The sequence below is a fragment of the Flavobacterium johnsoniae UW101 genome (assembly GCF_000016645.1).
In the GTDB taxonomy this organism is placed as follows: Bacteria; Bacteroidota; Bacteroidia; order Flavobacteriales; family Flavobacteriaceae; genus Flavobacterium; species Flavobacterium johnsoniae.
This window is the reverse complement of sequence record NC_009441.1, coordinates 607,276-632,883: the sequence shown is the minus strand read 5'-3', so window position 1 is coordinate 632,883 and position 25,608 is coordinate 607,276. Positions and strand designations below refer to the sequence as shown.

Below are 25,608 nucleotides of genomic sequence, written 5' to 3'. Positions count from 1 at the left end.
TGAATACAAACAAAATATATTTCAATAATGAAAAAATAGTGTTAATTTATTTAGAATAATTCTTAGTTTAGTCCAACTCCGTAGACATATTCATCAAGTTCAATTTTAAACAAAGAACCTTCGACTAAATCTTTAATCGATTTTAATTCGGTCATAGAAACAGCAAGATCTATCGAATTGCATGGCGTTTTCAATAAAAATTTATGGCAGGAATATTTCATTTCGCAAGCTTCACAGCAAGTGTTTTCAAGAAGGCTGTCTTCAATTAAATCACAAAATTGATTCAATTCGGAAATTGTAAAATAAAAGCCTGTTTCTTTAAAAACCAATTGAACTTTGTCAAGAATAGTTTGGCTGTTTTGTTTCCAGTAAAAGGCAATTCCAAAATTGTTATGATATATCTGTTCTATTTCTCTCATCGTTAATCCTTTTATTCCAACAAATATAAATATTATTTATATTAATTCTAAATAAAAAATTCATAAAAAATGAAAAAGATTATTTAAGCCATTTTTTTATGTTATCAAGAAATTCTTTTTGCAGGTCTACAAATAAATAATGAGAACAATTATCTAGAAAAGCGAAGTGTTTTTCGCCAGCCAGATCTTTAATGGATTTAATTTGTGCCAATGAAAAAATGCCGTCTTGTTTCCCGTAAATTCCATAAATAGGAACTCCAGCAGCTTTTATTTTCTTTAAAAATGGTCTGCTGTCAATATTGTTTTGCTTTTCGTTTTGATAAAAAAGTAAAGGTGCGTTTTTGTTTCGAATATTGGTTTTATAGAATTCCCCGGTTTCATAATCGGTATATAGCTTTTTAGATTCTGCAGTTGGATTTGGCATTTTAAAAAAGCCGTTTTCTCCTGCGAGTTCAAAACATTTTTTTCGATATTCGGCCGAATTTTTATCAAGATTTTCTACAACGTGTATTCTTTTTAATTGTTCGGAATCATTGTTGTATTTTTTCTTCAGTGTATTTAAAATATGATCGTACGTTTCCTGCTGTGAAAACAAAGCACCTGCTAAAACCAAAGCACTCACATTTTGCGGATATTTATTAGCATAAAGTGTCGCAACCAAACCGCCAAAACTATGGCTGAGTAAAACAGCTTTCTTTAAATTGTATATTTTGTAAATAAAATTTAAATCCTGAAAAGCTTCTTCATAAGTAAATTTTGCGTCAGGATCTGCCGATCTTCCTTCGCCGCGACGATCGTATGCAATAACATAAAATCCCTGATCGGCCAGTTTTTGAGCTGTCGTTCCTTCAAACAAAGTTGCATTACCGCTTGGGCCTCCATGAATAAAAATTACGGGTTTGTTCTTTTCATTTCCGTACGTTTTGATATACAGGTTTTGTGCATTTGCGAAAAAGCAAAACATGAGAAAAAAAGAAACAAAAAATGACTTCATCTATTCCAATTTATGATGTTCATCCATATCTCTTTTCAAATCTAAATTTCTAAAAGTCGGCGATTTTAATGCAGTGAAAACAACAGTTAAAAGTGTAACACTTCCACCAAAAACAACCGATGTTACAGCGCCCATTAATTTAGCTGTTGCACCGCTTTCAAAAGCACCTAGTTCATTAGAAGATCCAACAAAAATTGAATTTACAGCGCCAACACGTCCGCGCATATGATCCGGAGTTTTAAGCTGTAAAATCGTTTGACGGATTACTACCGAAATTCCATCTGCCAATCCGCTTAAAAATAAAGCAAAAACAGAAAGCCAGAAATAAGTTGAAAGACCAAATAGAATGATTGATAATCCAAAAACAAATATGGCAATTAGAAGTTTCTTTCCTGCATTTTTATATAGAGGCACATAAGCCGAAACAATCATTGTAATAAAAGCGCCCACAGCAGGAGCAGCTCTTAAAATTCCGAAGCCTTCAGAACCTACTTTTAAAATATCCTGAGCAAAAACAGGCAGTAATGCAACGGCTCCTCCAAAAAGTACAGCAATCATATCAAGAGATAAAGCACCTAAAACAATCTTGTTTTTAAATACAAATGTTAAACCTTCTGTAAGGCTGTCTTTAATTGATTCTCCAATCTTCGGATTGATGATTGGTTTTGCACTGATTTGCGATAAAGCAATTAAGGAAAGAATTGAGAATCCGAAAACCAAACACATTGACCAGTGAACGCCAATCCAGTTAATTGAGAATCCTGCCAATGCTGGTCCCATTACAGCTCCAATCTGCCAAACCGAACTGCTCCAGGTTGCGGCATTTGGATATACTTTTTTAGGAATAATTAAAGATAAAAGAGAGAAGATAGTTGGTCCCATAAAAGCACGAACCAAGCCTCCAAAAAATACTAAAGCGTAAATTGAATATAGAATTATATTTGAAGACCAGCCGCCAACAACTTTTGGCCAAGTCAGTAAGAATAGACCAAAACTGATTATCGAGAATCCTAAAATACATTTTACCAATAATCCTTTCTTTTCTTTCTGGTCTACAATATGTCCTGCAAACAATGCCATTCCAACAGCCGGAATAACTTCCATTAAACCAATAATTCCAAGCGAAAGCGGATTTTTAGTTAAGCTGTAAACTTCCCATTCGATTACAATAAACTGCATCGACCAGGCAAAAACCATCGCAAAACGCAATAATAAAAATACGTTGAATTCTCTGTAACGCAATGCCTGATACGGATCAGGTTTGTTCGATTTAATCTCTTCCATCTGTTCTAATGTCTTTCAGCATAAGCTGAGTTGAAATGTTACCGTTCCATTCATTTTCGGCAATTGTATAAGCCAGCTGAAACGGATTTTGATTTTGTGCTATATTTAATTTTTTTCCGAGTCCAAAGCCAATTGCAGCGATTCCGTCGGTTCCGAGAGATTGTTTAACGAAAAGTCTCAAATGCTCTTCTTCTGCGCCCAAAGTTTTAGCATAACCAGTGTCTTTAATGTCTTTAGTCATAAAAACCGGAGTCATATTCTGCGGTCCAAAAGGCTCAAATTGTTTTAGAATCCGAATTAGTTTTGGAGTAATATCCGAAAAGTCAATTTCGGCATCAATTTCGATTTCTGGAGTTCGCATTTCGGGTTGAATGGTTTCCTGTACGCATTTCTCAAAAGCATCTTTAAAAAGCTGATAATTTTCGGCTTTTAAAGTCATTCCCGCTGCATACATATGACCTCCAAATTGTTCTAAATGTTCTGAACATGCATCAAGTGCATTGTAAACATCAAATCCTTTTACAGACCTTGCAGAAGCAGCATATTTGTCGCCGCTTTTAGTAAAAACCAAAGTCGGTCGATAATAGGTTTCTATTAATCTTGAAGCTACAATTCCAATAACGCCTTTGTGCCAGTCTTCCTGAAAAACAACAGTAGAAAAACGTTCTTCTTCGTTATTTTGTAAAATCTGCTGAAAAGCTTCTTTCGTGATTTTTTTGTCTAAATCTTTTCGATCAGCATTGTATTGTTCAATTTCTGAAGCGAATTGCTGGGCTTGTTCTAAATCAAATTCGGTTAGTAATTCGACAGCGTGATTGCCGTGTTTGATTCTTCCCGCAGCATTAATTCTTGGCGAAATAATAAAAACGACATCAGTAATGTCTAAAACTTTCTTTTTTGCCTGATGGACCAAAGCTTTAATGCCTGGTCTCGGTTCGCTGTTAATTACCTTCAGCCCAAAATAAGCCAGAACGCGGTTTTCTCCTGTAATCGGAACGATATCGGCCGCAATTGCAGTAGCAACCAGATCGAGATACGGAACTAAATCTTCAATCGTTTCATTTCGGTTTTGGCCCAAAGCCTGAATCAGTTTAAAACCAACGCCGCAACCACACAACTCATCGTAAGGGTAGGAGCAGTCTTCTCTTTTTGGATCTAAAACGGCAACAGCATCCGGTAGAATTTCGCCGGGCCTGTGGTGATCGCAGACAATGAAATCGATGTTTTTGGCTTTTGCATAAGCGATATGATCGATCGATTTGATACCGCAGTCGAGAGCAATAATTAAAGAAATTCCGTTATCGTCTGCATAGTCAATTCCTTTATAAGAGATTCCGTAACCTTCGTCGTAACGATCTGGAATGTAAGTTGCAATGTGAGGATAATGCGATTTTAAATATGATGAAACCAAAGAAACTGCTGTTGTTCCGTCGACATCATAATCGCCAAAAACCATAATGTTTTCCTGATTTTCAATGGCGCGTTCAATTCTTGCAACAGCTTTATCCATATCTTTCATCAAATACGGATCGTGAAGATGTTCTAAAGACGGACGGAAGAAATTTTTAGCATCTTCAAATGTTTCAATACCGCGCTGAATCAAAAGCGTTGCTACAAAATCTTCTACATTTAGGGCTTGCGCCAAATGTTTGATTTTATCTTCAGAAGGTTTTGGTTTTAAAGTCCAACGCATGGGTTGATTTTAGATTTTAGATTTTAGACTTCAGATTTGTGAAATCGTTTAATCTGATTGTAATTTTTTTGCCACGAATTACACAAATTTCCACTAATTTAATTCGTGCTAATTGGTGTAATTCGTGGCAACTTTCATATTAATCTGTGTTAATCTTTTTAATCTGTGGCAGAAATATATTTTGTTTTATTTTGCTTCTAAAGCATTTCCTTCGAATTGAATTCCGTCCCAGCCTAAGTTGATGAAATTTCTAATGTTTTGGTGATTCGTTCCGTTTGGATCGCCTAAAACTTCTTCAAAATAAAATGCTCCAAAACAAGCCAAAGTTTCTTCTTTGCTTAAGTTTTGCAGTTTTGCGAAAGAAAATAATTTACAAGAACCTGAATTTTCTCCTGCTGCATTATGTTGTGTTCCGTTTTGAAAAGCAGTTGGAGTAAAGTTGTAATTTTCTTCAATTACTGCAATGGTTTCCGGAAATGTAATTTGTGTTGGTGTTTGTTTTACTTTTTCTAAAAAGGCTTGAATGCTCATGTTATTATATGTTAGTTTTTTGTCGCAAATTTCACAAATTTCCACAAATTTAATTCGTGCTAATTCGTGAAATTCGTGGCGAAAATTATTCTTCGTCCTTCGAAAATTTACTTTTCTTAGCTTCTTTTGTTATGGTTTTTCCGGCAACAACAACGACGATTTCGCCGCGTGGTGCTGTTTTTTCAAAATGCGCCAGAACTTCTTTTGCTGTTCCGCGCACATTTTCTTCGTGTAATTTTGATAATTCTCTCGAAACGCAGACTTGTCTGTCCTCTCCAAAATATTGCACAAATTCTGCTAAAGTCTTAACGAGTTTATGCGGAGAAACGTATAAAATCATGGTTCTGGTTTCTTCGGCTAAAGCCAAAAAACGAGTCTGACGTCCTTTTTTATCAGGCAGAAAACCTTCAAAAACAAATTTATCATTTGGAAGTCCGCTGTTTACAAGAGCGGGAACAAAAGCCGTTGCGCCTGGAAGACATTCTACTTCAATTTTATTTTCTACACAAGCACGTGTCAGCAAAAATCCAGGATCTGAAATTGCCGGAGTTCCTGCATCTGAAATTAAAGCAATAGTCTCGCCGGCTTTTAATCTTGCAATTAAATTTTCGGTAGTTTTATGCTCGTTATGCATGTGATGGCTGTGCATGTGCGTGCCAATTTCAAAATGCTTTAAGAGTTTACCGCTTGTTCGGGTGTCTTCAGCCAAAATCAAATCGACTTCTTTTAAAACCCGAATGGCTCTAAAAGTCATGTCTTCAAGATTGCCAATTGGCGTTGGAACGATATATAATTTTGACATATTTTTTTATGTGAAATGTAAAATGTGAGTGAAAAGTTATGCGAATTTTTTCTCGATAATTCCAAGAAAACGTTCTGCGTAATCGTCTTTCCCTTCCCAATTGTTATAATCTGGTTTTACCATGTTTTCAATAAAATCTTTTGCTTCGGCATAAGAATCAAAAGTTAATAATTGGTTTAAAACACGACTGTAATCTTCAGTACTGTTTCCGAAAAGGTTTTTAGTAAAAGCAATTCGGTCGTTCAAATCAATATGAAAACCTTTTGCCAGTTTGTCGTTTAAGGAAACTGATTTTGGTTCTCTTGAAGTTTCTAAAACCGGAGCGTTTTTTTGTTCTTTTAAATCATTGTTTGAAGAAACAGGCTCAAAGCTGTCTACTTTTACAAATTGTGCATCAGCATAATTAATTCCAAAATCTTCAAAGGCAATTGGAATTGGAGTTGATTTTGATTCAATTTTAGGCTCTTCTTTAACTTCCTCTTTAATTTCTTCAAGATCTAATTCAAAAGCAGGTTTAAAATCCGGAATTGGTTTTAAATCACTGACCGTTGTAAACGAAAGTTCTCCAATATTGCTTTTAGGTTCTTCTGTTTTTTCAACTTCTTCATTAACTTCCGGTTCTTCAATTTCGGGTGCTTTTGGTTCTTCCGTAATTTCTTCTGCAGGCTCAGGAGTTATTTCTTCAGGAACAGCAGCAATAGGTGCTTCAGCAACAGGTGTTTCAGCAACAGGTATTTCTTCAATTACAACAGGTTCCGGAGTTTTTTCAATTTCAGCTTCTTCAGCCTGAATTGGATTCTCGATCGCAGTTTCAGTCGGAAGAATTTCTTCAGAAATGGTTTTATTTTCAAAAATGGTTTCAATTTCAGCGCTGATTTCGCTGTGGCTGATTGTTGGTTTTACCTCGTCGAAATTCTCATCTACAAATTTTAAAATCGCTAATTTCTCATATAATTTCTGAGTTTCAAGATATAATTGATTGATATCGGATTTGTTCTTAAGCTTTAAAATTCGATGTGCAATGCTGATTAAATCGGCTTCCAATTTTTTTTTCATGACTGTTGAAATTATAGTGAATAAGGTATTTTAGTGTATTTAATGCTTGAATGTCTTTATTCTTGAATAAATCTTAAAGATATTTTAAAGATATTTTTTATTTCTGTTAATAAGCGTTTGCCAATCTCCCGTTTGATAAAAATTTTCTACTTTTGAAAAAATGTAAAACAGTACATTTTTACGTCGATTTATTACCAGTACAAAGTAATAAAAACTATTCATTTTTAAAGGCAGAAAAATACAAAATGTTTCTCGAAAATACAGTAAATCACAAAGAACAATTTGGTTGGATTGAAGTTATTTGTGGATCAATGTTTTCGGGTAAAACCGAAGAATTAATCCGCAGATTAAAGCGCGCACAGTTTGCCAAACAAAGAGTTGAAATCTTTAAACCCGCTATCGATACCCGTTATCATGACGAAATGGTAGTGTCGCATGATGCTAATGAAATTCGTTCAACCCCAGTTCCGGCTGCAGCCAATATTTCTATTTTGGCGCAGGGATGCGATGTTGTCGGAATTGATGAGGCTCAGTTTTTTGATGATGAAATTGTAACAGTTTGTAATGATCTCGCAAATCGCGGTGTTCGTGTAATCGTGGCCGGACTTGACATGGATTTTAAGGGAAATCCATTTGGACCAATGCCGGCACTTATGGCAACAGCAGAATATGTTACGAAAGTCCATGCTGTTTGTACCAGAACCGGAAATCTGGCTAATTATAGTTTTAGAAAAACAGATAATGATAAGCTTGTAATGCTTGGTGAAACCGAGGAATATGAGCCGCTTAGCCGTGCAGCGTATTTTAATGCAATGAAAAAAAATCAGTAAAAGCAGTTTTATATTTATTTAAAATTTCAATAAACAATGGAGGAAAAACAGAATAAAAGAAAACAGAATGTTTTATTATTAGTTGTAATTGGAATTGCACTTGCACTGGCAGTTTTTTTTCAGTTCTTTCTTTCTGAAAAATCAGATGAAGTGAAAACCGAAGTAACAGAACTGGTTGAAAAATACAATAAAAGCTGTCCGCTTAAAATTCAGGAAGGTATTCGTTTAGAAAATGTTACTCTTACAAAAGAAAGAGTTGTTCAGTATAATTTGACATTGACAAATGTAGAAAAAGCGACAGCCGAAACTGATGTGATACAAGAAGAAATTGAAAAAAGTCTGTTGAGTACCGCTAAAGCAAATCCGGGATTACAGGTTTTTAGAGATAATGATTATACTTTGGTTTATAGTTACAGCGATAAAAAGAAAGCTTTTTTATTTGATATAACTATTTTACCAGATCAATATAAATAATTTAGCGTTTTAAAAGACGCTGTTAAACCCGACAGGTTTTTGAAACCTGTCGGGTTTTTTGTTTAAAAACATATATTCATTCCGTAGGAATGTCTCGTCGGTAGAAATTTTAAATTGGGATTACAGATATACGTTCCGTAGGGACGTTTGATTATGGTTCAGCATATTCAATCGTTAGAACAAGTGTCCCTAAAGGACACAACCTAAATACCGCTTATAATTTTTTTCTACCAACGAGATATTCCTACGGAATATTGAATATTATTTAATTTTAACTAATTGATAAAAATAAACCCCGATAGTTTTCGAAAACTATCGGGGTTGTTATTTAAATGAGCTTATATTTCTATATGGTTTAGAAAAATCTTAAATCTTAAATTTTCTTTCTCATTCTCGCAACCGGAATATCTAATTGTTCTCGGTATTTAGCGATTGTTCTTCTCGCAATTGGATACCCTTTTTCTTTTAAGATTTCGGCTAATTGATCATCTGGAAGCGGTTTTCTCTTATCTTCTTCCTCAATTGTGTTTTGAAGAATCTTTTTTATTTCAAGAGTAGAAACGTCTTCACCCTGATCGTTTTTCATAGCTTCAGAGAAAAACTCTTTAATAAGTTTGGTTCCGTATGGTGTTTCTACATATTTACTGTTGGCAACACGCGAAATCGTAGAAATATCCAAACCAACCATATCCGCAATGTCTTTTAAGATCATTGGTTTTAGTTTGGTTTCGTCGCCGTCTAAGAAATATTCTTCCTGATAATGCATAATTGCATTCATGGTTACAAAAAGAGTTTCCTGACGCTGTCTGATCGCGTCGATAAACCATTTTGCAGAATCTAATTTTTGTTTGATAAACTGAACAGCATCTTTCTGTGCAGTCGATTTATCTTTCGATTCTTTATACGTCTGCATCATCTCCTGATAATCTTTAGAAACGTGCAGGGAAGGAGCATTTCTTCCATTTAAAGTCAATTCCAACTCACCGTCAACAATTCTAATGGCAAAATCCGGAACTACATTTTCTGTAACTTTATTATTTCCGGCAAAAGATCCTCCCGGTTTCGGGTTCAGTCTTTCAATTTCGTGAATGGCTTTTTTAAGCTGTTCATTAGAAACACTGTATTTCTGTAAAAGTTTATCGTAGTGTTTCTTTGTAAAAGCATCAAACTGATTTTCGATAATATCAATTGCTAAATCAACATATTCAGTTGGAGTTTTATGTTTTAACTGAAGAAGTAAACATTCTTGTAAATCACGCGCACCGACACCCGAGGGTTCTAGTTCGTGAATTACCGTCATCATTTTCTCGACCATTGCTTCATCAGTATAAATTCCCTGAGTAAAAGCCATGTCGTCTACGATATCCGGAATACTTCTGCGGATATAACCCATGTCATCAATACTTCCAACAAGGAATTCCGCAATTTCGCGTTCTTCATCGTTTAAAATAAAAGTATTCAGCTGATTGATTAAATCCTGATGAAAACTGATAGGAGCCGCAAAAGGTGTTTCGCGCTCTTCGTCGTCGCTGTAATTGTTTACCTGAGTTTTGTAATCAGGAGTATCGTCGTCGCTTAGATATTCGTCAATGTTAATGTCGTCTGCTTCGATTCTGTCTGATTCTGCATCATCATAATCGTCGTAGTCTTCATTTGCGTATTCGTCAGCTTCATAATCGTCTTCTTTACCAGCTTCCAAAGCTGGATTTTCGTTCATTTCTTCTAATAAACGCTGTTCAAAAGCTTGCGTAGGCAATTGAATTAACTTCATCAGCTGAATTTGCTGTGGAGATAATTTTTGGGATAATTTTAAATTTAAAAATTGCTTTAGCATAAAAAAAGTTGCTAAGATGCTAAGGTACTAAGGTACTGAGCATCTTATTTTGACGAATTATATTCGCGATTGAATTATTTATATTTTAAAAACTTAGAACCTTAGTATCTCAGTACCTTAGAACCTCAGATTAAAATTCTGCACTTCCAGGAGTTCTTGGGAAAGGAATTACGTCTCTAATGTTTGTCATTCCAGTTACAAACAATACCAAACGCTCAAATCCTAAACCGAAACCTGCGTGAGTTGCTGATCCAAATCTTCTGGTGTCTAAATACCAGTATAATTCTTCTTTGTCAATTCCAAGTTTTTCCATTTTTTCGACAAGAACATCGTAACGCTCTTCTCTTTCAGAACCACCAACGATTTCTCCAATTCCAGGGAAAAGGATATCCATTGCACGAACTGTTTCTCTTCCCGGTTCTGTATTGTCGTTCAAACGCATGTAAAACGCCTTGATGTTTGCTGGGTAATCGTATAAAATTACCGGACATTTAAAGTGTTTTTCAACCAGGAAACGCTCGTGTTCTGATTGTAAATCAGCTCCCCATTCGTTGATTAAATACTGGAATTTCTTCTTTTTATTTGGAGTTGAATCTCTTAAAATGTCAATTGCTTCTGTATAAGAAACACGTTTGAAGTTGTTCTCCAATACGAAGTTCAATTTCTCTAACAATGCCATTTCGCTTCTTTCTGCCTGTGGTTTAGATTTTTCTTCTTCAAGAAGTCTTCCTTCTAAGAATTTCAAATCGTCTTTACAGTTGTCTAAAGCATATTTAATTACATACTGAATAAAATCTTCAGCCAAATCCATGTTATCGTCAAGGTCGTTGAAAGCAACTTCAGGCTCGATCATCCAGAATTCTGCCAAGTGACGAGAAGTGTTTGAATTCTCCGCTCTAAACGTTGGTCCAAAAGTATAAATTTGACCCAAAGCCATTGCAAAAGTTTCACCTTCTAACTGTCCAGAAACCGTTAAGTTTGTGTGTTTTCCAAAGAAATCTTTTTTGAAGTCAATGTTTCCTTCTTCATTTTTTGGAAGATTATCCAAAGGCAAAGAAGTAACTTGGAACATTTCTCCAGCACCTTCAGCATCTGCTCCAGTAATAATTGGCGTGTTTACGTACACAAAACCTTTTTGCTGGAAATAACTGTGAACTGCATAAGACAATACCGAACGTACACGCATAATTGCACCAAAAGCATTTGTACGTACGCGCAAGTGAGCGTTTTCACGTAAAAATTCTAAAGAGTGTTTTTTAGGCTGCATAGGGAATTTCTCAGCATCAGAATCTCCAAGAATTTCAAGTTTGTTTACTTGAATTTCATATTTCTGACCTGCACCTTTACTTTCAACCAAAGTTCCAATTACAGAAACCGCAGCTCCAGTCGTGATTCTTTTTAAAGTTTCTTCTGGCGTATTTTCAAAGTCAACAACACATTGTATATTATTAATTGTAGAACCGTCATTTAAAGCGATGAACTGATTATTTCTAAAAGTTCTCACCCATCCTTTTGCATTCACTTCCTGTAACGTCGTCGTACTGTTTAATAAGTCTCTAACTTTTGTGTGTTTCATTTTTATATATAATTGATATTAAATAATATTCGTTTTGAACAACTGCAAATATAATCGATAATAATTAATTTGAGAAGCTGAATTTTTTATAGACTTTGTAATATTTCCATTTTTGTCATTTCGACGAAGGAGAAATCTCCGTAAGAAACTCGACAAAGTTAAGAATTACTATGCGAAGCTGCTTGCGGAGATTTCTCCTTCGTCGAAATGACAAATCGGGTGTTATTCCTTATGCTTGTTTTTTGTATTTTTCAAGATTCTCATTTAATACTTTCATAAGTTCAGCATGATTTATTTGCATTGAGACTGCCGAAAGACAAAATGGCGAACCGTATTGTTTAAAATTATACTGAATCATTTTTTTTCTTATAAGATTTGTTTCTTTTTGAATCCAAAAATCAGGATTGTTAACGTCTATAAGTAACATTTTTTGACTCTGTATTTTTAGTTCTGAAAATCCTTCAATGTTTTTCCAATTTATTAATTCAAATGAATTCTTTTTCGGATTAATAATAATTCCATTCCCATCAACAATTAGCAAAAGTTTGTTTTTTACTAATTGTCTAATTGAAATATATAAACTTAAACTAAAAAATAAAACGGAAATAATTCCTATTGCTTTTATTAAAATTGGACTTTTTAATCTAAAGCTGTTGAGATTCTCAGCATTCATGAACATCCAAATTCCTCCAATAACAAAAAGAAGAGAAACAATTAATAAGAAGAACGATTTTTTCTTACTTGAGTAGATTTCGATTTTTCCCATTATTATTGATTGTTGAAATTAAGAGTAAAGTCTTTACTTCTCCAAATTCTCCAATTCCTCTTTTTTAGTTTTCTTCTTCTCAAAAGTTAAAACCAGCGAAGGCAATACCACCAAGTTAGCAAACATTGCAAAAACCAAAGTACAAGAAATTAATCCTCCTAACGCAATTGTTCCGCTGAAGCTTGATAACGTAAAAGTCGCAAAACCTAGGATCAACACGATTGAAGTGTAGAATGTACTTACTCCGGTTTCTCTTAAAGCGCTAAAAACAGATTTCTTTACTTTTCCTTTATTTTGAGTCAGTTCATCTTTGTATTTCGCCATAAACTGAATAGCATTATCAACCGAGATTCCGAAAGCGATACTGAATACCAAAATCGTTGAAGGTTTTAGCGGGATTCCGAAATAACCCATTAATCCCGAAGTGATGCAAAGCGGTAAAATGTTTGTAATCAAAGAAGCTGCTACCATTTTGAACGAACGGAATAAATACAGCATCAAGATCGCAATAGTCAAAATCGCAAACAATAATGACTCGATTAAGTTGTGCGCCAGATAAGTTGTTCCTTTCTGGAAAACTAAAGCTTTTCCGGTAATTGTAACTTCATAACGGTCTTTCGGGAAAATTTCATCAATTTTTTTGCGAAGTTTTCCTTCTACTTTTGCCATTTCATCTGTTCCAATATCTTTCATAAAAGTCGTGATTCGCGCATATTGTCCGGTTGAATCAACGTAAGCTTTCATTAAATTCTCTTTACTGTTTTTGGTTGCATTTTTAGCATAACCCAAAATAAAAGTCTGTTCCTGAGAAGTCGGCAATTGATAATATTCAGGGTTTCCGTTGTAGAAAGCCTGTTTTGCATATTTAACCAAATTGACAACAGAAACTGGTTTCGCCAATTCTGGAATTTCAGAAATAGTGTTTTGCAATTCATCCATTTTACGAATGGTCGCCGGTTTCATGACACCTTTTTTCTTTTTGGTGTCAATCATGATTTCAAGAGGCATAACACCGTTGAATTCTTTTTCGTAAAATAAAATATCTTTAAAGAAAGAAGCGCTTTTTGGCATTTCACCAATCAAACTTCCTGAAACTTTCATTTGTCTGATTCCATTCAAACTTACCAGAAACAGAACAGCATAAATGCAGTAAACAATTGTCTTTTTTCCTTTAACGATAGTTGTTACTGTATTTAAAAGTGTCGAAATGTAAGTTTTGTCTAAATGGTATAAATGTTTTGCTTTTGGCAAAGGCATAAAACTGTAAATAATAGGCACAATAAAAAGTGTCAAAGTATAAACAGAAAGTACGTTGATAGAAGTTACTAATCCAAACTCAAAAAGCAGTTCGTTTCCAGTAATCATCAAGGTTGCAAAACCAATTGCAGCAGTTAAATTGGTCATAAAAGTCGAATGCCCAATTTTTGAAATAACACGCTGTAATGCTTTTGCCTGATTGTTATGCAGTTTAATTTCCTGCTGGTATTTATTAATCAGGAAAATACAGTTTGTGATTCCGATTACGATAATCAGCGGCGGAATAATTGCTGTTAAAATCGTGATTTTATAACCAAATAATCCAAGTGTTCCAAACGACCACGTTACGCCGACAATCAAAATACAGATTGAAATAAACGTAGCTCTGAACGAACGGAAAAAGAAAAAGAAAATTAAAGAAACAGTCAATAAAGACGCTCCAATAAAAAGTCCGATTTCGCCTTTCATGTTATCCGCATTAATCGTACGGATGTAAGGCATTCCAGAAACTTTAAGATCAATTCCGGTTGTTTTTTCGAATTTATCGATTTTCGGAACTAAATCATTTAAGATAAAAGTCTTTCTTTCAGCAGTATTTACCAGCGCTTTGTTCATGTAAATTGCAGAACGTACACTTCCGCTTTCTTTGTTAAACAACAAACCTTCATAAAAAGGCAGATTGTGAAACAAATCGTATTGAACACTTTTTAAATAAGCTGCGTCAAGTACTTTGTTTTCGTCAATAAACGGTGCTAAAACAAACTTTTGATTTACAGTGTCTTTTTCAAGCTTTTTTAAATCATTTAGAGAAATTACTAAATCAACTTCTTTGGCTTTTTTTAAACCATTCATTAATTCAGTCCAGGCAGCATAATTCTTTGGTGTAAAGAATTTAGGGTCTTTAAAACCAATAACAATTAGGTTTCCTTCTTCACCAAATTTGTCTAGAAATTTTTGATAATCTTTATTTGCAATATGATCTTTTGGAAGCAGGTTAGCTTCTGTATAAGTCATAGAAAGATTCTTCCACTGATAACCAAAGAAAATAGTTAAAGCAGAAAGTATAACCAGAATCGTAATTCTGTTTTTAAGTATGATTCGGGCTAATTTTTCCCAAAATCCAACTTGGACAGCGTTTTTCATAAAATCTTTAAAAATGGATGCAAATGTAGTGAAAAGTGCTCGAAATCATCTATAATCAATTGTATTTTACTTAACGTTAACACTAAAATGAAAGTTTGTTATTAATGATAATTTTCTTGGTTTTTGTTATAGAACCGCTAGCTTTTCTCATATTTGTAGTGAATTTTGATTTTGAAAGGCAAAAAGAATTCAAATTAAATCTGTAGAAAAATAGAAAAACATGCAGGAAAACAACACTACGACTTTTATTTTTTTAGCAATTCTTTTACTGTTAATCGTCATCATTTGTTTTATGATGTATCAATTAATGCAGTCCAAAAAAGCAAAAGAAGATGCCGAAAAGAGTTTTTATGCGCTTGAGGTAAAAGTTAACGATCTTCAGCTGGAAAATTTAGAATCAAAACTCAATCCGCATTTGTTTAAGAATATTTTAAATTCGATTCAGTCACATGCGTATCAGACTTATTTCGCTTTAGACAAACTAGCAAATGTTTTGGATTATATTTTGTACGAAAGCAAAAAGAAATTCGTGACTGCAAAAGAAGAAATTAATTTTGCACTCAATTTAATCGAAATCAATAAAATTAAAATTAGTCCGCTTTTTGAATTGAAGATTAAGACAAATATTAATGAAGATGATAAATTATACGATCAGCCTTTGTTAGCGCCTCTCATTTCTATTGATTTAATTGAAAATGCTTTTAAACACGCAGATCTTCAAAGTGCCGATGCTTTTATTTCGGTGGTTTTTGAGTTTAAAGACAATGCTTTTTTTATGACGGTTTCTAATAAAATATCCGATAAAAAAGTTCTCAAAAAAGAGAGAAGTGGTTTTGGCCATGCTACTTTAGAACATCGTCTGCGAATTATTTACAAGAATAATTTTAAACTCGATAAGTTTATTGAAAACGACGTTTACATTGCTCATCTTAAAATAGATTTACTTGAATACAAAACTGAAATGCTTGCTTCTGGACGATGAACTTCCGGGATTGACTTATTTAAAAATGCTTTGTGAACAAATTCCTGAACTGGAAATTGTAAAAACATTTAATAATCCTGAGAAACTTTTGTCTGATATTCCAGATCTGGATTTTGATCTCTTAATTTCTGATATCGAAATGCCGGGAATGGACGGCCTGCATCTAGCCGAAATACTCGAGAATAAATTAGTGATTTTTTGTACGGCTTATAAAGATTACGCTGCCGATGCTTTTAATATTGATGCTGTAGATTATATCACAAAACCTGTAAAATTAGAACGTCTTCAAAAAGCGGTTTCCAAAGCTTTTGAGCGTTTCGATAAAACTGATAATTCAAAAAAGTTTATTCAGCTCAATACAGACAAAGGAAAAACGCTGCTATATTTTAATAAAATCCAATATATTACAACAGCATCAAGTGACAGTCGGGATAAAACGGTTTTGCTTGCAGATGGAAGTTTACTGAATTTGAAAAACGTAAAATTTGATACGCTTTTACAAGAATTACCAGATGCTGATTTCTGCAGAATCAATAAAAAAGAAATTGTTGCGGTAAAGGCGATAAAATTCTTTAACCATAACGAAATTGTGCTTCATCATCTAGAAGAAAATAATAAAAATACATCTCTAATTCTGAGCGAAACGTATCGTTCTGATTTTTTGAAAAAGGTAAAATTATAACTTATTACAAAGTTTTTCCGACTTGTTACATACATTGAAAATTAGCTTGTAATTTGCTTTTTCACTTAAAACTCAGTTCTGATATTTGCGGCAATAAATTAAAAGAACGAGTTATGAATAACATTAAAAACTCTTTATTCTACGTTACCATTATTGGAGGATTTACCGCCCTCATTTATTGGATAATTTCAAAAGGCGCAGCAATTGAAGCCGGGCGTCATATTGTAAAGAAACAAATCGAGAGCAACCATTGGAATGATTTTCTAGATTCTATGGTTCACAATTTACAGCACCCTTTAGCTATATTATTGGCGCAGATCGTGACTATTATTTTAGTAGCGCGTTTATTTGGATGGTTTTTTAGAAAAATTGGCCAGCCTTCTGTAATTGGAGAAATGATTGCAGGTATTGTTCTTGGGCCGTCTTTGGTCGGGATGTATTTTCCTGAGTTTTCAGCAGCTTTATTTCCAAAAGAATCTTTAGGAAACTTACAGTTTTTAAGTCAGATTGGTTTAATTCTTTTCATGTTCGTAATTGGAATGGAGCTGGACTTAAAAGTGCTGAAAAATAAAGCACATGACGCTGTAGTTATCAGCCATGCCAGTATTGTAATTCCGTTTGCGTTAGGATTAACTCTTGCGTATTTTATATACCACACTTTTGCCCCAATTGGTGTTGAGTTTTCTTCTTTCGGATTATTTATGGGAATTGCCATGAGTATAACTGCTTTTCCGGTTTTGGCCAGAATTGTGCAGGAAAGAGGAATGCAGAAAACAAAACTGGGAACCATTGCCATTACTTGTGCCGCGGCCGATGATATTACTGCCTGGTGTATTCTTGCTGTTGTAATTGCTATTGTAAAAGCAGGTTCATTTACAAGTTCATTATACGTTATTGGCTTAGCAATTTTGTATGTAATTATTATGTTAAAAATCGTTCGTCCGTTCCTGAAACGTGTCGGAGATTTAAATTCAACCCGTGAAAGTTTAAATAAACCGGTTGTTGCGATTTTCTTTATCACACTTTTGATTTCTGCTTATGCTGCGGAATTAATTGGAATTCACGCCTTATTCGGAGCATTTTTAGCGGGAGCAATTATGCCTGAAAACAATAAATTCAGAAACATATTTATCGAAAAAGTAGAAGATGTTGCGATTATCGTTTTACTGCCTTTGTTTTTCGTATTTACAGGTTTACGTACACAAATTGGATTGTTAAATGATCCTGAATTATGGAAAGTAACAGGATTAATTATTGCGGTTGCCGTTGCAGGTAAATTCTTTGGAAGTGCTTTGGCAGCAAAATTTGTGGGACAGAACTGGAAAGACAGTTTAGCTATTGGTGCTTTAATGAACACAAGAGGTTTAATGGAACTTGTGGTTTTAAATATTGGTTATGACCTTGGGGTTTTATCAACAGAAATTTTTACTATGATGGTAATTATGGCGTTAGTGACAACTTTCATGACAGGTCCTGCTTTAGATCTTATCGGGTTTATTTTTAAAGATAAAATAACGGCTATTCCTCAGGAAATTGGAAATAAAAGCAAATACAAAATTCTGCTTTCGTTTGCGACTCCTGAGAGAGGAAAAAAGCTTCTTAAAATTGCGAACAGTTTAGTTAAAAAACAAGGTGATAACTCGATCGTAACAGCAATGCATTTATCATTGAGTACAGAAGTGCATTCATTTGACATAAAAGACCATGAACGTAAAATGCTGGTTCCTGTAGTTGAAGAATCACATCGCTTAAATCAAAATATGGTGAGCATGTTTAAAGTGTCTAATGATATTGATACTGATATTATTGATGCGGCAAATCAGGGAGAATATGATTTATTATTGGTTGGTTTAGGACAATCTATTTTTGATGGGACTCTGCTTGGAAAAATTCTTGGATTCACAACCAGAATTGTAAACCCTGATCGTTTAATTGATAAGTTTACCGGAAAAGAAGGTTTGTTTGAAAATAATCCTTTTGACGAAAGAACACGTCATATTATTACCAAAACTAAAATGCCGGTTGGTATTCTTATCGATAAAGATTTAGAAGAAGTAAACCAGGTTTTTATGCCAATTTTTAATAAAGAAGATGCTTTTTTAATTGATTACGCTAAAAAATTAATCAATAATAACGGTTCACAGATTACGGTTCTTGATGCCAGCGGCGATGTGAAAAATACCCGCGAAATTCAGGAAACGATAAGATCGATTGAACAGATTGCCCCAAATCATATTATGATTATGCATGACAGAACAATTAAAAAAGAATTCTTAGATGGTCAGAATTTGATGATTATAAGCTTAGACAGCTGGAAAAAACTTATCGAATCTCAAAGCACATGGCTGAATAATACGCCTTCTGTTTTGATTTTGAAGCCATAAGATTTTAGAAAATCTCAATGTTTTAATCCCAAATTCCAATTTTTATGATTGGGATTTGGGATTTTTTTTGAATTATATAAATGATTATATTTGTAGGATTTTATTTAAATAAATTGTTTATGGAAAAATTCGATGATAGCCAGCTGTATAAATTATTATATGGGAAAGACTTTTCTAAAATTAAAGATTTTTTAGAAAAATATGGTTTAGATAGTGTTGATAGGGGTGGTCGTACATTTTTAATGACAGTTGTAGTGGATGGTGATGAAAAATTGGTAAAAGATCTCTTGGCTTTGGGTTGTGGAATAAATAATAAAGATACTCAAGGATTAACTGCATTGCATTTAGCAGTGATTAATAATAAAGTAGATGCTGTGAAGGTACTCCTTTCTTTTGACTGCGATGTGAATATTGTGGATAACATCGGGAATTCAGCATTATGGCGTGCAGCAATGTCATTAAAAAATGATTCAGAGATAATTAAGCTTCTTTTGGATAAAGGATCTGATGTTAATTTAGCAAATAAACATGGAGTTTCTCCTAAAGATCTTTTAAATTGACTTGTCACAAAGGTTAAACTTTGAAAAAAGTTTTGAGAGAGTTAAAAATACAAACGTTGTCTATTAATTGAAATTTATTTTTTAAAGTCCAAGATCAAGGACATAAGAAATTTTAACTGCAATATTGTCCTCAAACTTCATTAACTGGTTTGGTCCGTAACGATAGAATCCGCCAAGACCAAAACCTTTGTAGATTTTATTTAATTCAATACCCGATTCAAAAAAACCTTTGTCAAGTGTTTTATATTCAGGACCAACATGCTGTTCAGGTTTTTCCATATTTCCCCATGCCATTCTGCTGACCAAAACTATTGTCGGGCGAACTTTTTTAAGAATTTTGATTCGGTTAAAGCCATGTTTGACCTGGAAGAAAATATACTGACTTGAGAAAAACTCATTAAAAAACATGGTTTCAAAGCTGTTTCTTCCAGCAAAAGTAATACGCTGGATAACGGTTTCTTTTGTAAGGTTGTTGGGCATTGTATTGTATAAATGCGTAAGCGGCACATCGCCTAAGGCGTAACCGCCTTGTAAAAGCAAACTTGTTTTTTGTCCGTTTAGATATTTCTTTTCATATTCAGTTTTGAAATCTATTTTTCCAAAATTAAAATCGTTGTCTAAAACATTTGGCAGGGACTGCGTGTACTGTAAAGTAAATCTCGGAAATCTCTTGTCAGATTCCGTTCTTCCTGTCGGCGTTTGCATAAAATCACTAAAAGGCGCCCAAACTATCGAAAGCATGGCAGTTGTCATAATGTAACTTGAATACAATTGACCGTTGTAATTAAAAAGATAATCGAACTTTGGTTCAATCTCCGTTCTGGCTAATTCAAGAACAGCTTCTGTTTTTGGGATAATTTTAGTTTGTACATTGGCTTTCCAGCTTGTATAATGATAAAATGTACTAATGTTAATTGGACGTGGATCGTAAATTTTGAAAACACGTTTGTCAACCGCAAAAACGGTACTCGCAATCTCACGAATATCATCAGTATAAGATCCATTAAGCCAAGTATTGGTGTTTTTGTCTAATAAAACGCCAGCGCCTAAATTGTATTTAACAACACCGTCTTTTGTGCCATAAGCGGTGTAACCTTCAATCCTAAAATTTTTAGAAAACTTATCATTTGTAATACCGCCTAGACCTAAACGGAAACCTTCATAATTGTTATAACTAATGATTTTCTTTAAATCTAAATCAACCGGACCAATAGGAATGTAACCGTTGATGATTTTTCGCCCAAATCCCAAACGTTTTTCAATTCTTCGGCTTACCGATAAACTGTCTAATAATTGATAGGTTTTCTGGCTCTTTTGGTCTAAAGCTTCTTTTCTGTACTGGTTCCAGAACTCTTCGGGTTTTTTACCTGCATCGTCTTTAATTTCGATATAAAGAGACGGATTTTTTATAGGAGTTTCGAGATTATAATGAATGTCGAAATTATTACTCTCAGAAAGTAAATAGGTAAAATCAGAAGCGGCTTTTTTTCTTGGTTCAAAATCTTCGGCAACGTCTCCGTCAAACTGAATTGTTCCGCCTAAAATTTTAATATCGTCGTCATTTTTTCCTTTTACGATCTTGAAAGTAGTATTGCTTTGGAACCATATTTTTTCATTCGGTACATAATTAAACTCATGAATACCGCTGATATCCAAAACACCTTTTATACGCATAACTGCTTTTGCAATGGCAAAATTTTGTGAGTCGATATATAATACTCCTTCTAAACCAGAAGTTTTTCTTTTGTGCTTGTTTTTAAAGTAAATCATAAAAGTCTCGCGCCCTTTTATGTTTACAGTATCTAATAATTTGTAATTATAAGATGCCGGTGCAGTATTCGAAATTGGATTTTCATATTTCGTTTCAAACAACTCATATTTATTGTCATAAATAGAAATTGACTGCAAATTGAAAGCAATAACCTCGTAAATAGGATTTTTAAAACCCGCTATTTTTGTCCCGAGAACGGTTTCTTTTAATTTATTATTCCCGAATTGGTATTGCGATACTTTTTCGGTTTGAAACAAATGCTGTTTGGTTATAATTTCTTTGAATTTATAATCAGAAGAATCTATGTTGATTTTCTTTTTATTTAAATCCTTATAAACTGCCGAAGAATCTATTCTTCCATCAATTGAGTCCGGATTAGCCGTTACGATAAGTTTATTATAGGTTTTGTAATCAAAACTTTTCAGCCTTTTCTGCGGATTGTTATTGTTTTTATTTGCAATAACTTTTTTGATAATGGTTAACGCCGGATTTTCATTAGAAACAATAACTTCTTTTAAGTCATCTGTTTTTTGGATTAATGAAATAGAGTAGAATTTTTTGTTTTCGGCCAAAGCCACAATTTTAGTTTGAAAACCAATATAGGAAACCGTAAAATTTCCGGATTTACTAAGGGTTTTAAAAATAAATTTTCCATCAACATCAGTTATCGTATTGCTGTTATCCGAAGTTGTAATTGTAGCAAATGGAAGAGGTTTGTTGTTTGAATCAGTTACAATTCCGTTTATTTGAAATTGCGCCTGAATACTAAGCGTAAAAAATAATGTCAGTAAACAAAATAGCCTCATAGAGAATTATATAGATTCAAAAACGAAAAGGATTTGATTTTGGTATGCAAAAATAAGAATAAAAAAATCCGTCTGATAATTTTACCAGACGGATTTCTAAAAATTCAGTATCAAATACTTAAACTTTCATGATTTCGGCTTCTTTTGCAGCCAATAACTCATCAATTTTTTTGATGTAAGTATTTGTTAAGTTTTGAACTTCTTCTTCTGCAGATTTACAGATGTCTTCTGAAGTTCCTTCTTTTTCTAATTTTTTGATATCAGTGTTAGCGTCTTTACGAACGTTACGTATACCAATTTTTGCATCTTCAGCTTCAGATTTTGCTTGTTTTGCTAAATCACGACGACGCTCTTCTGTCAAAGGCGGTACGCTGATAATGATAACGTCTCCGTTGTTCATTGGGTTAAAACCAATATTGGCAATTAAAATTGCTTTTTCAATGGCTTGTAACATATTTTTTTCGAAAGGCTGCAAAGTAATAGTTCTTGCATCCGGAACACTGATTTTTGACACTTGAGAAAGTGGTGTTGCTGATCCGTAATAATCAACAAAAACACCTCCCAGCATTGCTGGAGAAGCTTTTCCCGCACGAATGTTTAGAAATTCTTTTTCTAAGTGTGCAATAGAACCGTTCATAGATTCTTCAGTACTTTCTAATATAAAATCGATTTCTTCAGTCATTTTTTTTAATTTTTAATTTTTAGAAGATTAGATTTTTAGACTCAAAAATGGATTCTTCTAATTTGCTAACGATGTTGTTTTATTTATTGAAATTGCTTTTGAAAATTATAAAGATTATTAATCTTCTAATAATCTAAGCAGCCTAAATATTTACTACAGTTCCGATGTTTTCGCCTTCGCAGATTTTTAACAGGTTTCCAATTTTGTTCATGTCAAAAACAACAATTGGCAGTTTGTTTTCCTGGCTTAAAGTAAAAGCGGTTGTATCCATTACGTTTAATCCTTTTTTAAGGACATCATCAAACGAGATGAAATCAAATTTTACAGCCGAAGCATTTTTTTCAGGATCAGAATCGTAAACACCGTCAACGCGGGTTCCTTTTAAGATTACATCAGCATTAATTTCGATTCCTCTTAAAACAGCTGCAGTATCAGTTGTAAAATATGGGTTTCCGGTTCCGGCACCAAAAATTACAATTCTTCCTTTTTCAAGGTGGCGGTCAGCTCTTCTCTTAATATATGGTTCTGCGATAGATTCCATTTTTAAAGCAGTCTGCAAACGCGTTTTCATTCCTTTATCTTCAAGTGCGCCCTGCAAAGCCATTCCGTTAATAACAGTAGCAAGCATTCCCATATAGTCACCTTGCACTCTGTCCATTCCTGCGCTTGCACCGGCAACGCCTCTAAAAATATTTCCTCCTCCAATAACGATCGCAATTTCTACTCCTTTGTCGTGAATCTGCTTAATTTCGTCTGCATATTCCCCTAATCTTTTAGGGTCAATTCCGTATTGTAAATCACCCATTAAGGCCTCGCCGCTAAGTTTAAGAAGAATTCTTTTATATTTCATGTTGTGTTGCGTTAATTTGTGCAAATATAGACATATTCTGATTTTTAAAAATAATGTTTTAAAATAATTTTAAAGTCCTCTTTTATTACTAAAATTTTTATTTTGTATGAATTTACTTTATTTTTGTCTTGTTGGAATGTTTCAATTTTAGATGCGATGAAATTAGGTATAGCAAAATTAAATGATGAGGAGTTTGTCAATAGTCTGACAGAGGAAGATCTGGCTAATTTAATTATTGAATGGTGTGAAGATTGGCTGAAATATAAAGAAATTTCTATGGACGGACTGTATGTGAAATCTTTATGGTATAGGTTTGAAACAATTATCTGGAGGTTCGGTGCAGATTTGAAAACTATTTTGAAAAGGGAAAAGTTTAAAAAGTCACAATTAATTGAAAAGTCTATTATTTGTGTTTTGAATGATAAGAGATACGGTAAAGGACGAGAAACTTTTGCTTTGTTAGTTGGAGATTTTAAATTTCATTTAAGCCAGAAGAATGTCAACATATTATTAAATGATGAAGATGTTTATGGTCATGTAATAATTTCTTTAAGAAAACTGAAAATGAAAGGTTTTGAAGAAAAAATGACAGAAATTATCAATTCGGAGAAAGGTTGGATAAAATCGGAAGCAAAGAAGTATTTGGATAAATCCACTTCTTGGTAAATTAATGTTTAAACATAATGAAAGATGAACTTATTTTATTAGTAAAAGAAATTGCAACTGCTGCCGAAAAATCATTTTTAAGTTTATTTGAAAATAAAGAGAGCTATTATTATTGTGTATTAATAACTACAGGCGAAGCTTTGCCTCCATTTATATCAGCTTGGTCGAGAGAAGCATTAGAAGTTTTTCGTAAAGAAACTTCAGATGAGGATGCTGATTTATTAAAGTGGTTTTATGGAGATTCTCCTTATTTTAATTTTGGTGAAGAAAATTTTGAGATTGTTAGAGAATTATTTTATGTTCGAAAACTTGATCTAGATGATGAAATTGAATACTTTAAAGAAATAGATTTTCGTATTGAAGCAATGGTTTTGGCGATGGAATTATTGGATAAGAAAGGAATTTTTTCTTTAAATCAGCCGAGAGACAAAGTTTACATAAATGTCGAAGTTGTTCCACCTGATAGTTCAAATACTATAAGGGCATTACGTTTAAATAAAAAAGAAGATATCTCAGATTGGCTTAATGAAGTAACAGAAGATGATCTTTAGGTTTGTTGTATATAATCTTCCTTCAAAATGACAAAAGTCATTCTTTCATCTTTTTAAAATCATTAATTTTATAGTAAGCAAAATAAACCTCTATGAAAAGTACTGTAGCAAAAGCATTATTCAACAGCTATTCGTATGCTGAATATCGAAAATTAGTTACCGATTTATTATCTGAAGGAAAATCAACTGGAAGCCAGCAGTCTGAAAGTCTCACGAATTATTCGAAACTAAACGAAGCCAGAATGAATCGTTTAGAAAAAACAATTACAATTTCTGAAGTTGCCATTTCAAAATTAAGGCATTTAGATAATCACTACATCTGGCTTGTAATTTCTGAAGGCTGGTGCGGAGATGCAGCGCAGATTCTTCCAATTTTGAATAAAATGGCTCACGAATCTGATAAAAAAATTGATCTTCGAATTGTTCTTCGTGATGAAAATGATGAATTAATGAATCAATACTTAACCAATAACGGCAGGGCAATCCCGAAAGTTATTGTAATTTGTAAAGAAGCCGGAATTGTCCGTGCAGATTGGGGACCTAGGCCAAAAGGCGCCACAGAATTAATGGAAACCCATAAAAGAGAAGTCGGTCCAATTGATGAAAAAATCAAAACGGATCTGCAATTATGGTATTTGGCAGATAAAGGAATATCTGTTCAAAGTGAATTGGTCGAAATTATGGAAAATATTAAATATAATAGGCTGTAATAACTATTTAAAAGTGTGTTTTTGTTAGTAAGGTATTGATAATAAAAGAAATAAGAAGTTAAAAAATGGGTTTAAATTTTTTTCTTATTAAGAAAATTTGTAATTTAGTAAAACCATCCCACTTCTATTATAACTTTCTGATTTACTCTTTTTATTGGTGTTTGTTTAATGTCTAACAATTAAAATACACTATTATGAAAAAGTTATTCGAAAGGTTTTATGATTTCTTCTCTACATTTTTATTTGGAGGAAAAAATGTGCCTCACTATTAAATTTAAAATAAGTATGAAATAGTATTACTTGTT

General features: G+C 33.4%; 23 protein-coding genes. 9 read left to right on the top strand and 14 right to left on the bottom strand.

All coding sequences use genetic code 11. The features are described 5' to 3' along the window. Positions 1-62: 62 nt before the first annotated feature. The 7 genes from FJOH_RS03115 to FJOH_RS03085 form a co-directional block, all read right to left on the bottom strand. Complete coding sequence (locus FJOH_RS03115) at positions 63-419, bottom strand: hypothetical protein (protein ID WP_012022683.1); 357 nt, start codon at positions 417-419, stop codon at positions 63-65. A 79-nt stretch (positions 420-498) separates the two neighbouring features. Further along, positions 499-1,413 (bottom strand): alpha/beta fold hydrolase, encoded by a 915-nt coding sequence (locus tag FJOH_RS03110; protein ID WP_044047442.1) that lies wholly within the window; start codon positions 1,411-1,413, stop codon positions 499-501. After that, positions 1,414-2,697 carry an MFS transporter gene (locus tag FJOH_RS03105; protein WP_012022681.1) on the bottom strand — a complete coding sequence of 428 codons (1,284 nt, stop codon included), beginning with the start codon at positions 2,695-2,697 and terminating at the stop codon, positions 1,414-1,416. Beyond that, complete coding sequence (gene recJ, locus FJOH_RS03100; protein WP_012022680.1) at positions 2,684-4,390, bottom strand: single-stranded-DNA-specific exonuclease RecJ; 1,707 nt, start codon at positions 4,388-4,390, stop codon at positions 2,684-2,686. The genes FJOH_RS03105 and recJ overlap by 14 nt, the downstream gene beginning before the upstream one ends. 186 nt (positions 4,391-4,576) lie before the next feature. After that, the gene (locus tag FJOH_RS03095; RefSeq protein ID WP_008465164.1) at positions 4,577-4,921 is read right to left on the bottom strand and encodes a HopJ type III effector protein; all 345 of its coding nucleotides are present in this window, start codon (positions 4,919-4,921) and stop codon (positions 4,577-4,579) included. An 85-nt stretch (positions 4,922-5,006) separates the two neighbouring features. Continuing rightward, entirely contained in the window at positions 5,007-5,723 is a 717-nt protein-coding gene (rsmI, locus tag FJOH_RS03090) for a 16S rRNA (cytidine(1402)-2'-O)-methyltransferase (protein ID WP_012022679.1), read from the bottom strand. A 36-nt stretch (positions 5,724-5,759) separates the two neighbouring features. Continuing rightward, positions 5,760-6,779, bottom strand: coding sequence for a hypothetical protein (locus FJOH_RS03085; protein WP_012022678.1), 1,020 nt, complete (start codon positions 6,777-6,779; stop codon positions 5,760-5,762). Between the two features lie 245 nt (positions 6,780-7,024). On the opposite strand from FJOH_RS03085, the gene FJOH_RS03080 reads away from it, so the two are divergent. Continuing rightward, entirely contained in the window at positions 7,025-7,609 is a 585-nt protein-coding gene (locus FJOH_RS03080; protein WP_012022677.1) for a thymidine kinase, read from the top strand. 36 nt (positions 7,610-7,645) lie between these two features. Continuing rightward, positions 7,646-8,083, top strand: coding sequence for a hypothetical protein (locus tag FJOH_RS03075; protein ID WP_012022676.1), 438 nt, complete (start codon positions 7,646-7,648; stop codon positions 8,081-8,083). Between the two features lie 373 nt (positions 8,084-8,456). Here the strand turns inward: FJOH_RS03075 and rpoN are convergent, their stop codons facing one another. From rpoN to FJOH_RS03055, 4 genes are all read right to left on the bottom strand, one after another. Further along, entirely contained in the window at positions 8,457-9,917 is a 1,461-nt protein-coding gene (gene rpoN / locus FJOH_RS03070; protein ID WP_012022675.1) for an RNA polymerase factor sigma-54, read from the bottom strand. Positions 9,918-10,047: 130 nt separating this feature from the next. Further along, a complete protein-coding gene (gene asnS, locus FJOH_RS03065; protein ID WP_012022674.1) occupies positions 10,048-11,493 on the bottom strand; it encodes an asparagine--tRNA ligase in 1,446 nt (481 codons plus the stop codon). Between the two features lie 229 nt (positions 11,494-11,722). Beyond that, positions 11,723-12,259, bottom strand: a complete 537-nt coding sequence (locus FJOH_RS03060) for an STM3941 family protein (RefSeq protein WP_012022673.1) — start codon at positions 12,257-12,259, stop codon at positions 11,723-11,725. A 33-nt stretch (positions 12,260-12,292) separates the two neighbouring features. After that, positions 12,293-14,659 (bottom strand): efflux RND transporter permease subunit, encoded by a 2,367-nt coding sequence (locus tag FJOH_RS03055; RefSeq protein ID WP_012022672.1) that lies wholly within the window; start codon positions 14,657-14,659, stop codon positions 12,293-12,295. A 220-nt stretch (positions 14,660-14,879) separates the two neighbouring features. Here FJOH_RS03055 and FJOH_RS03050 point away from each other — a divergent pair, with 220 nt between their 5' ends. The 4 genes from FJOH_RS03050 to FJOH_RS03035 all read left to right on the top strand — a co-directional run bounded on the left by FJOH_RS03050 (position 14,880) and on the right by FJOH_RS03035 (position 19,267). Then, positions 14,880-15,641, top strand: a complete 762-nt coding sequence (locus FJOH_RS03050; protein WP_012022671.1) for a sensor histidine kinase — start codon at positions 14,880-14,882, stop codon at positions 15,639-15,641. Then, on the top strand, positions 15,604-16,323 hold the full coding sequence (locus tag FJOH_RS03045) for a LytR/AlgR family response regulator transcription factor (protein WP_012022670.1): 720 nt from the start codon (positions 15,604-15,606) through the stop codon (positions 16,321-16,323). Before FJOH_RS03050 ends, FJOH_RS03045 begins: the two co-directional genes overlap by 38 nt. A 113-nt stretch (positions 16,324-16,436) precedes the next feature. Then, positions 16,437-18,707: a cation:proton antiporter gene (locus FJOH_RS03040; RefSeq protein ID WP_012022669.1), complete on the top strand. Its 2,271-nt coding sequence runs from the start codon at positions 16,437-16,439 to the stop codon at positions 18,705-18,707. Positions 18,708-18,826: 119 nt separating this feature from the next. Continuing rightward, entirely contained in the window at positions 18,827-19,267 is a 441-nt protein-coding gene (locus FJOH_RS03035) for an ankyrin repeat domain-containing protein (protein ID WP_044048207.1), read from the top strand. An 81-nt stretch (positions 19,268-19,348) separates the two neighbouring features. Here FJOH_RS03035 and FJOH_RS03030 read toward each other — a convergent pair whose 3' ends face one another. From FJOH_RS03030 to pyrH, 3 genes are all read right to left on the bottom strand, one after another. Continuing rightward, on the bottom strand, positions 19,349-21,844 hold the full coding sequence (locus tag FJOH_RS03030; RefSeq protein ID WP_012022667.1) for a DUF5686 family protein: 2,496 nt from the start codon (positions 21,842-21,844) through the stop codon (positions 19,349-19,351). Between the two features lie 118 nt (positions 21,845-21,962). Next, a complete protein-coding gene (frr, locus tag FJOH_RS03025) occupies positions 21,963-22,526 on the bottom strand; it encodes a ribosome recycling factor (protein WP_012022666.1) in 564 nt (187 codons plus the stop codon). A gap of 142 nt (positions 22,527-22,668) precedes the next feature. Then, positions 22,669-23,376, bottom strand: coding sequence for a UMP kinase (gene pyrH, locus FJOH_RS03020; RefSeq protein WP_012022665.1), 708 nt, complete (start codon positions 23,374-23,376; stop codon positions 22,669-22,671). Between the two features lie 102 nt (positions 23,377-23,478). On the opposite strand from pyrH, the gene FJOH_RS03015 reads away from it, so the two are divergent. The 3 genes from FJOH_RS03015 (at position 23,479) to FJOH_RS03005 (ending at position 25,303) form a co-directional block, all read left to right on the top strand. Continuing rightward, complete coding sequence (locus FJOH_RS03015) at positions 23,479-24,042, top strand: hypothetical protein (protein WP_123875759.1); 564 nt, start codon at positions 23,479-23,481, stop codon at positions 24,040-24,042. Positions 24,043-24,059: 17 nt separating this feature from the next. Then, entirely contained in the window at positions 24,060-24,593 is a 534-nt protein-coding gene (locus FJOH_RS03010) for a DUF4303 domain-containing protein (RefSeq protein ID WP_012022663.1), read from the top strand. Positions 24,594-24,685: 92 nt separating this feature from the next. Continuing rightward, positions 24,686-25,303 (top strand): thioredoxin family protein, encoded by a 618-nt coding sequence (locus FJOH_RS03005; RefSeq protein WP_012022662.1) that lies wholly within the window; start codon positions 24,686-24,688, stop codon positions 25,301-25,303. Positions 25,304-25,608: the final 305 nt, after the last annotated feature.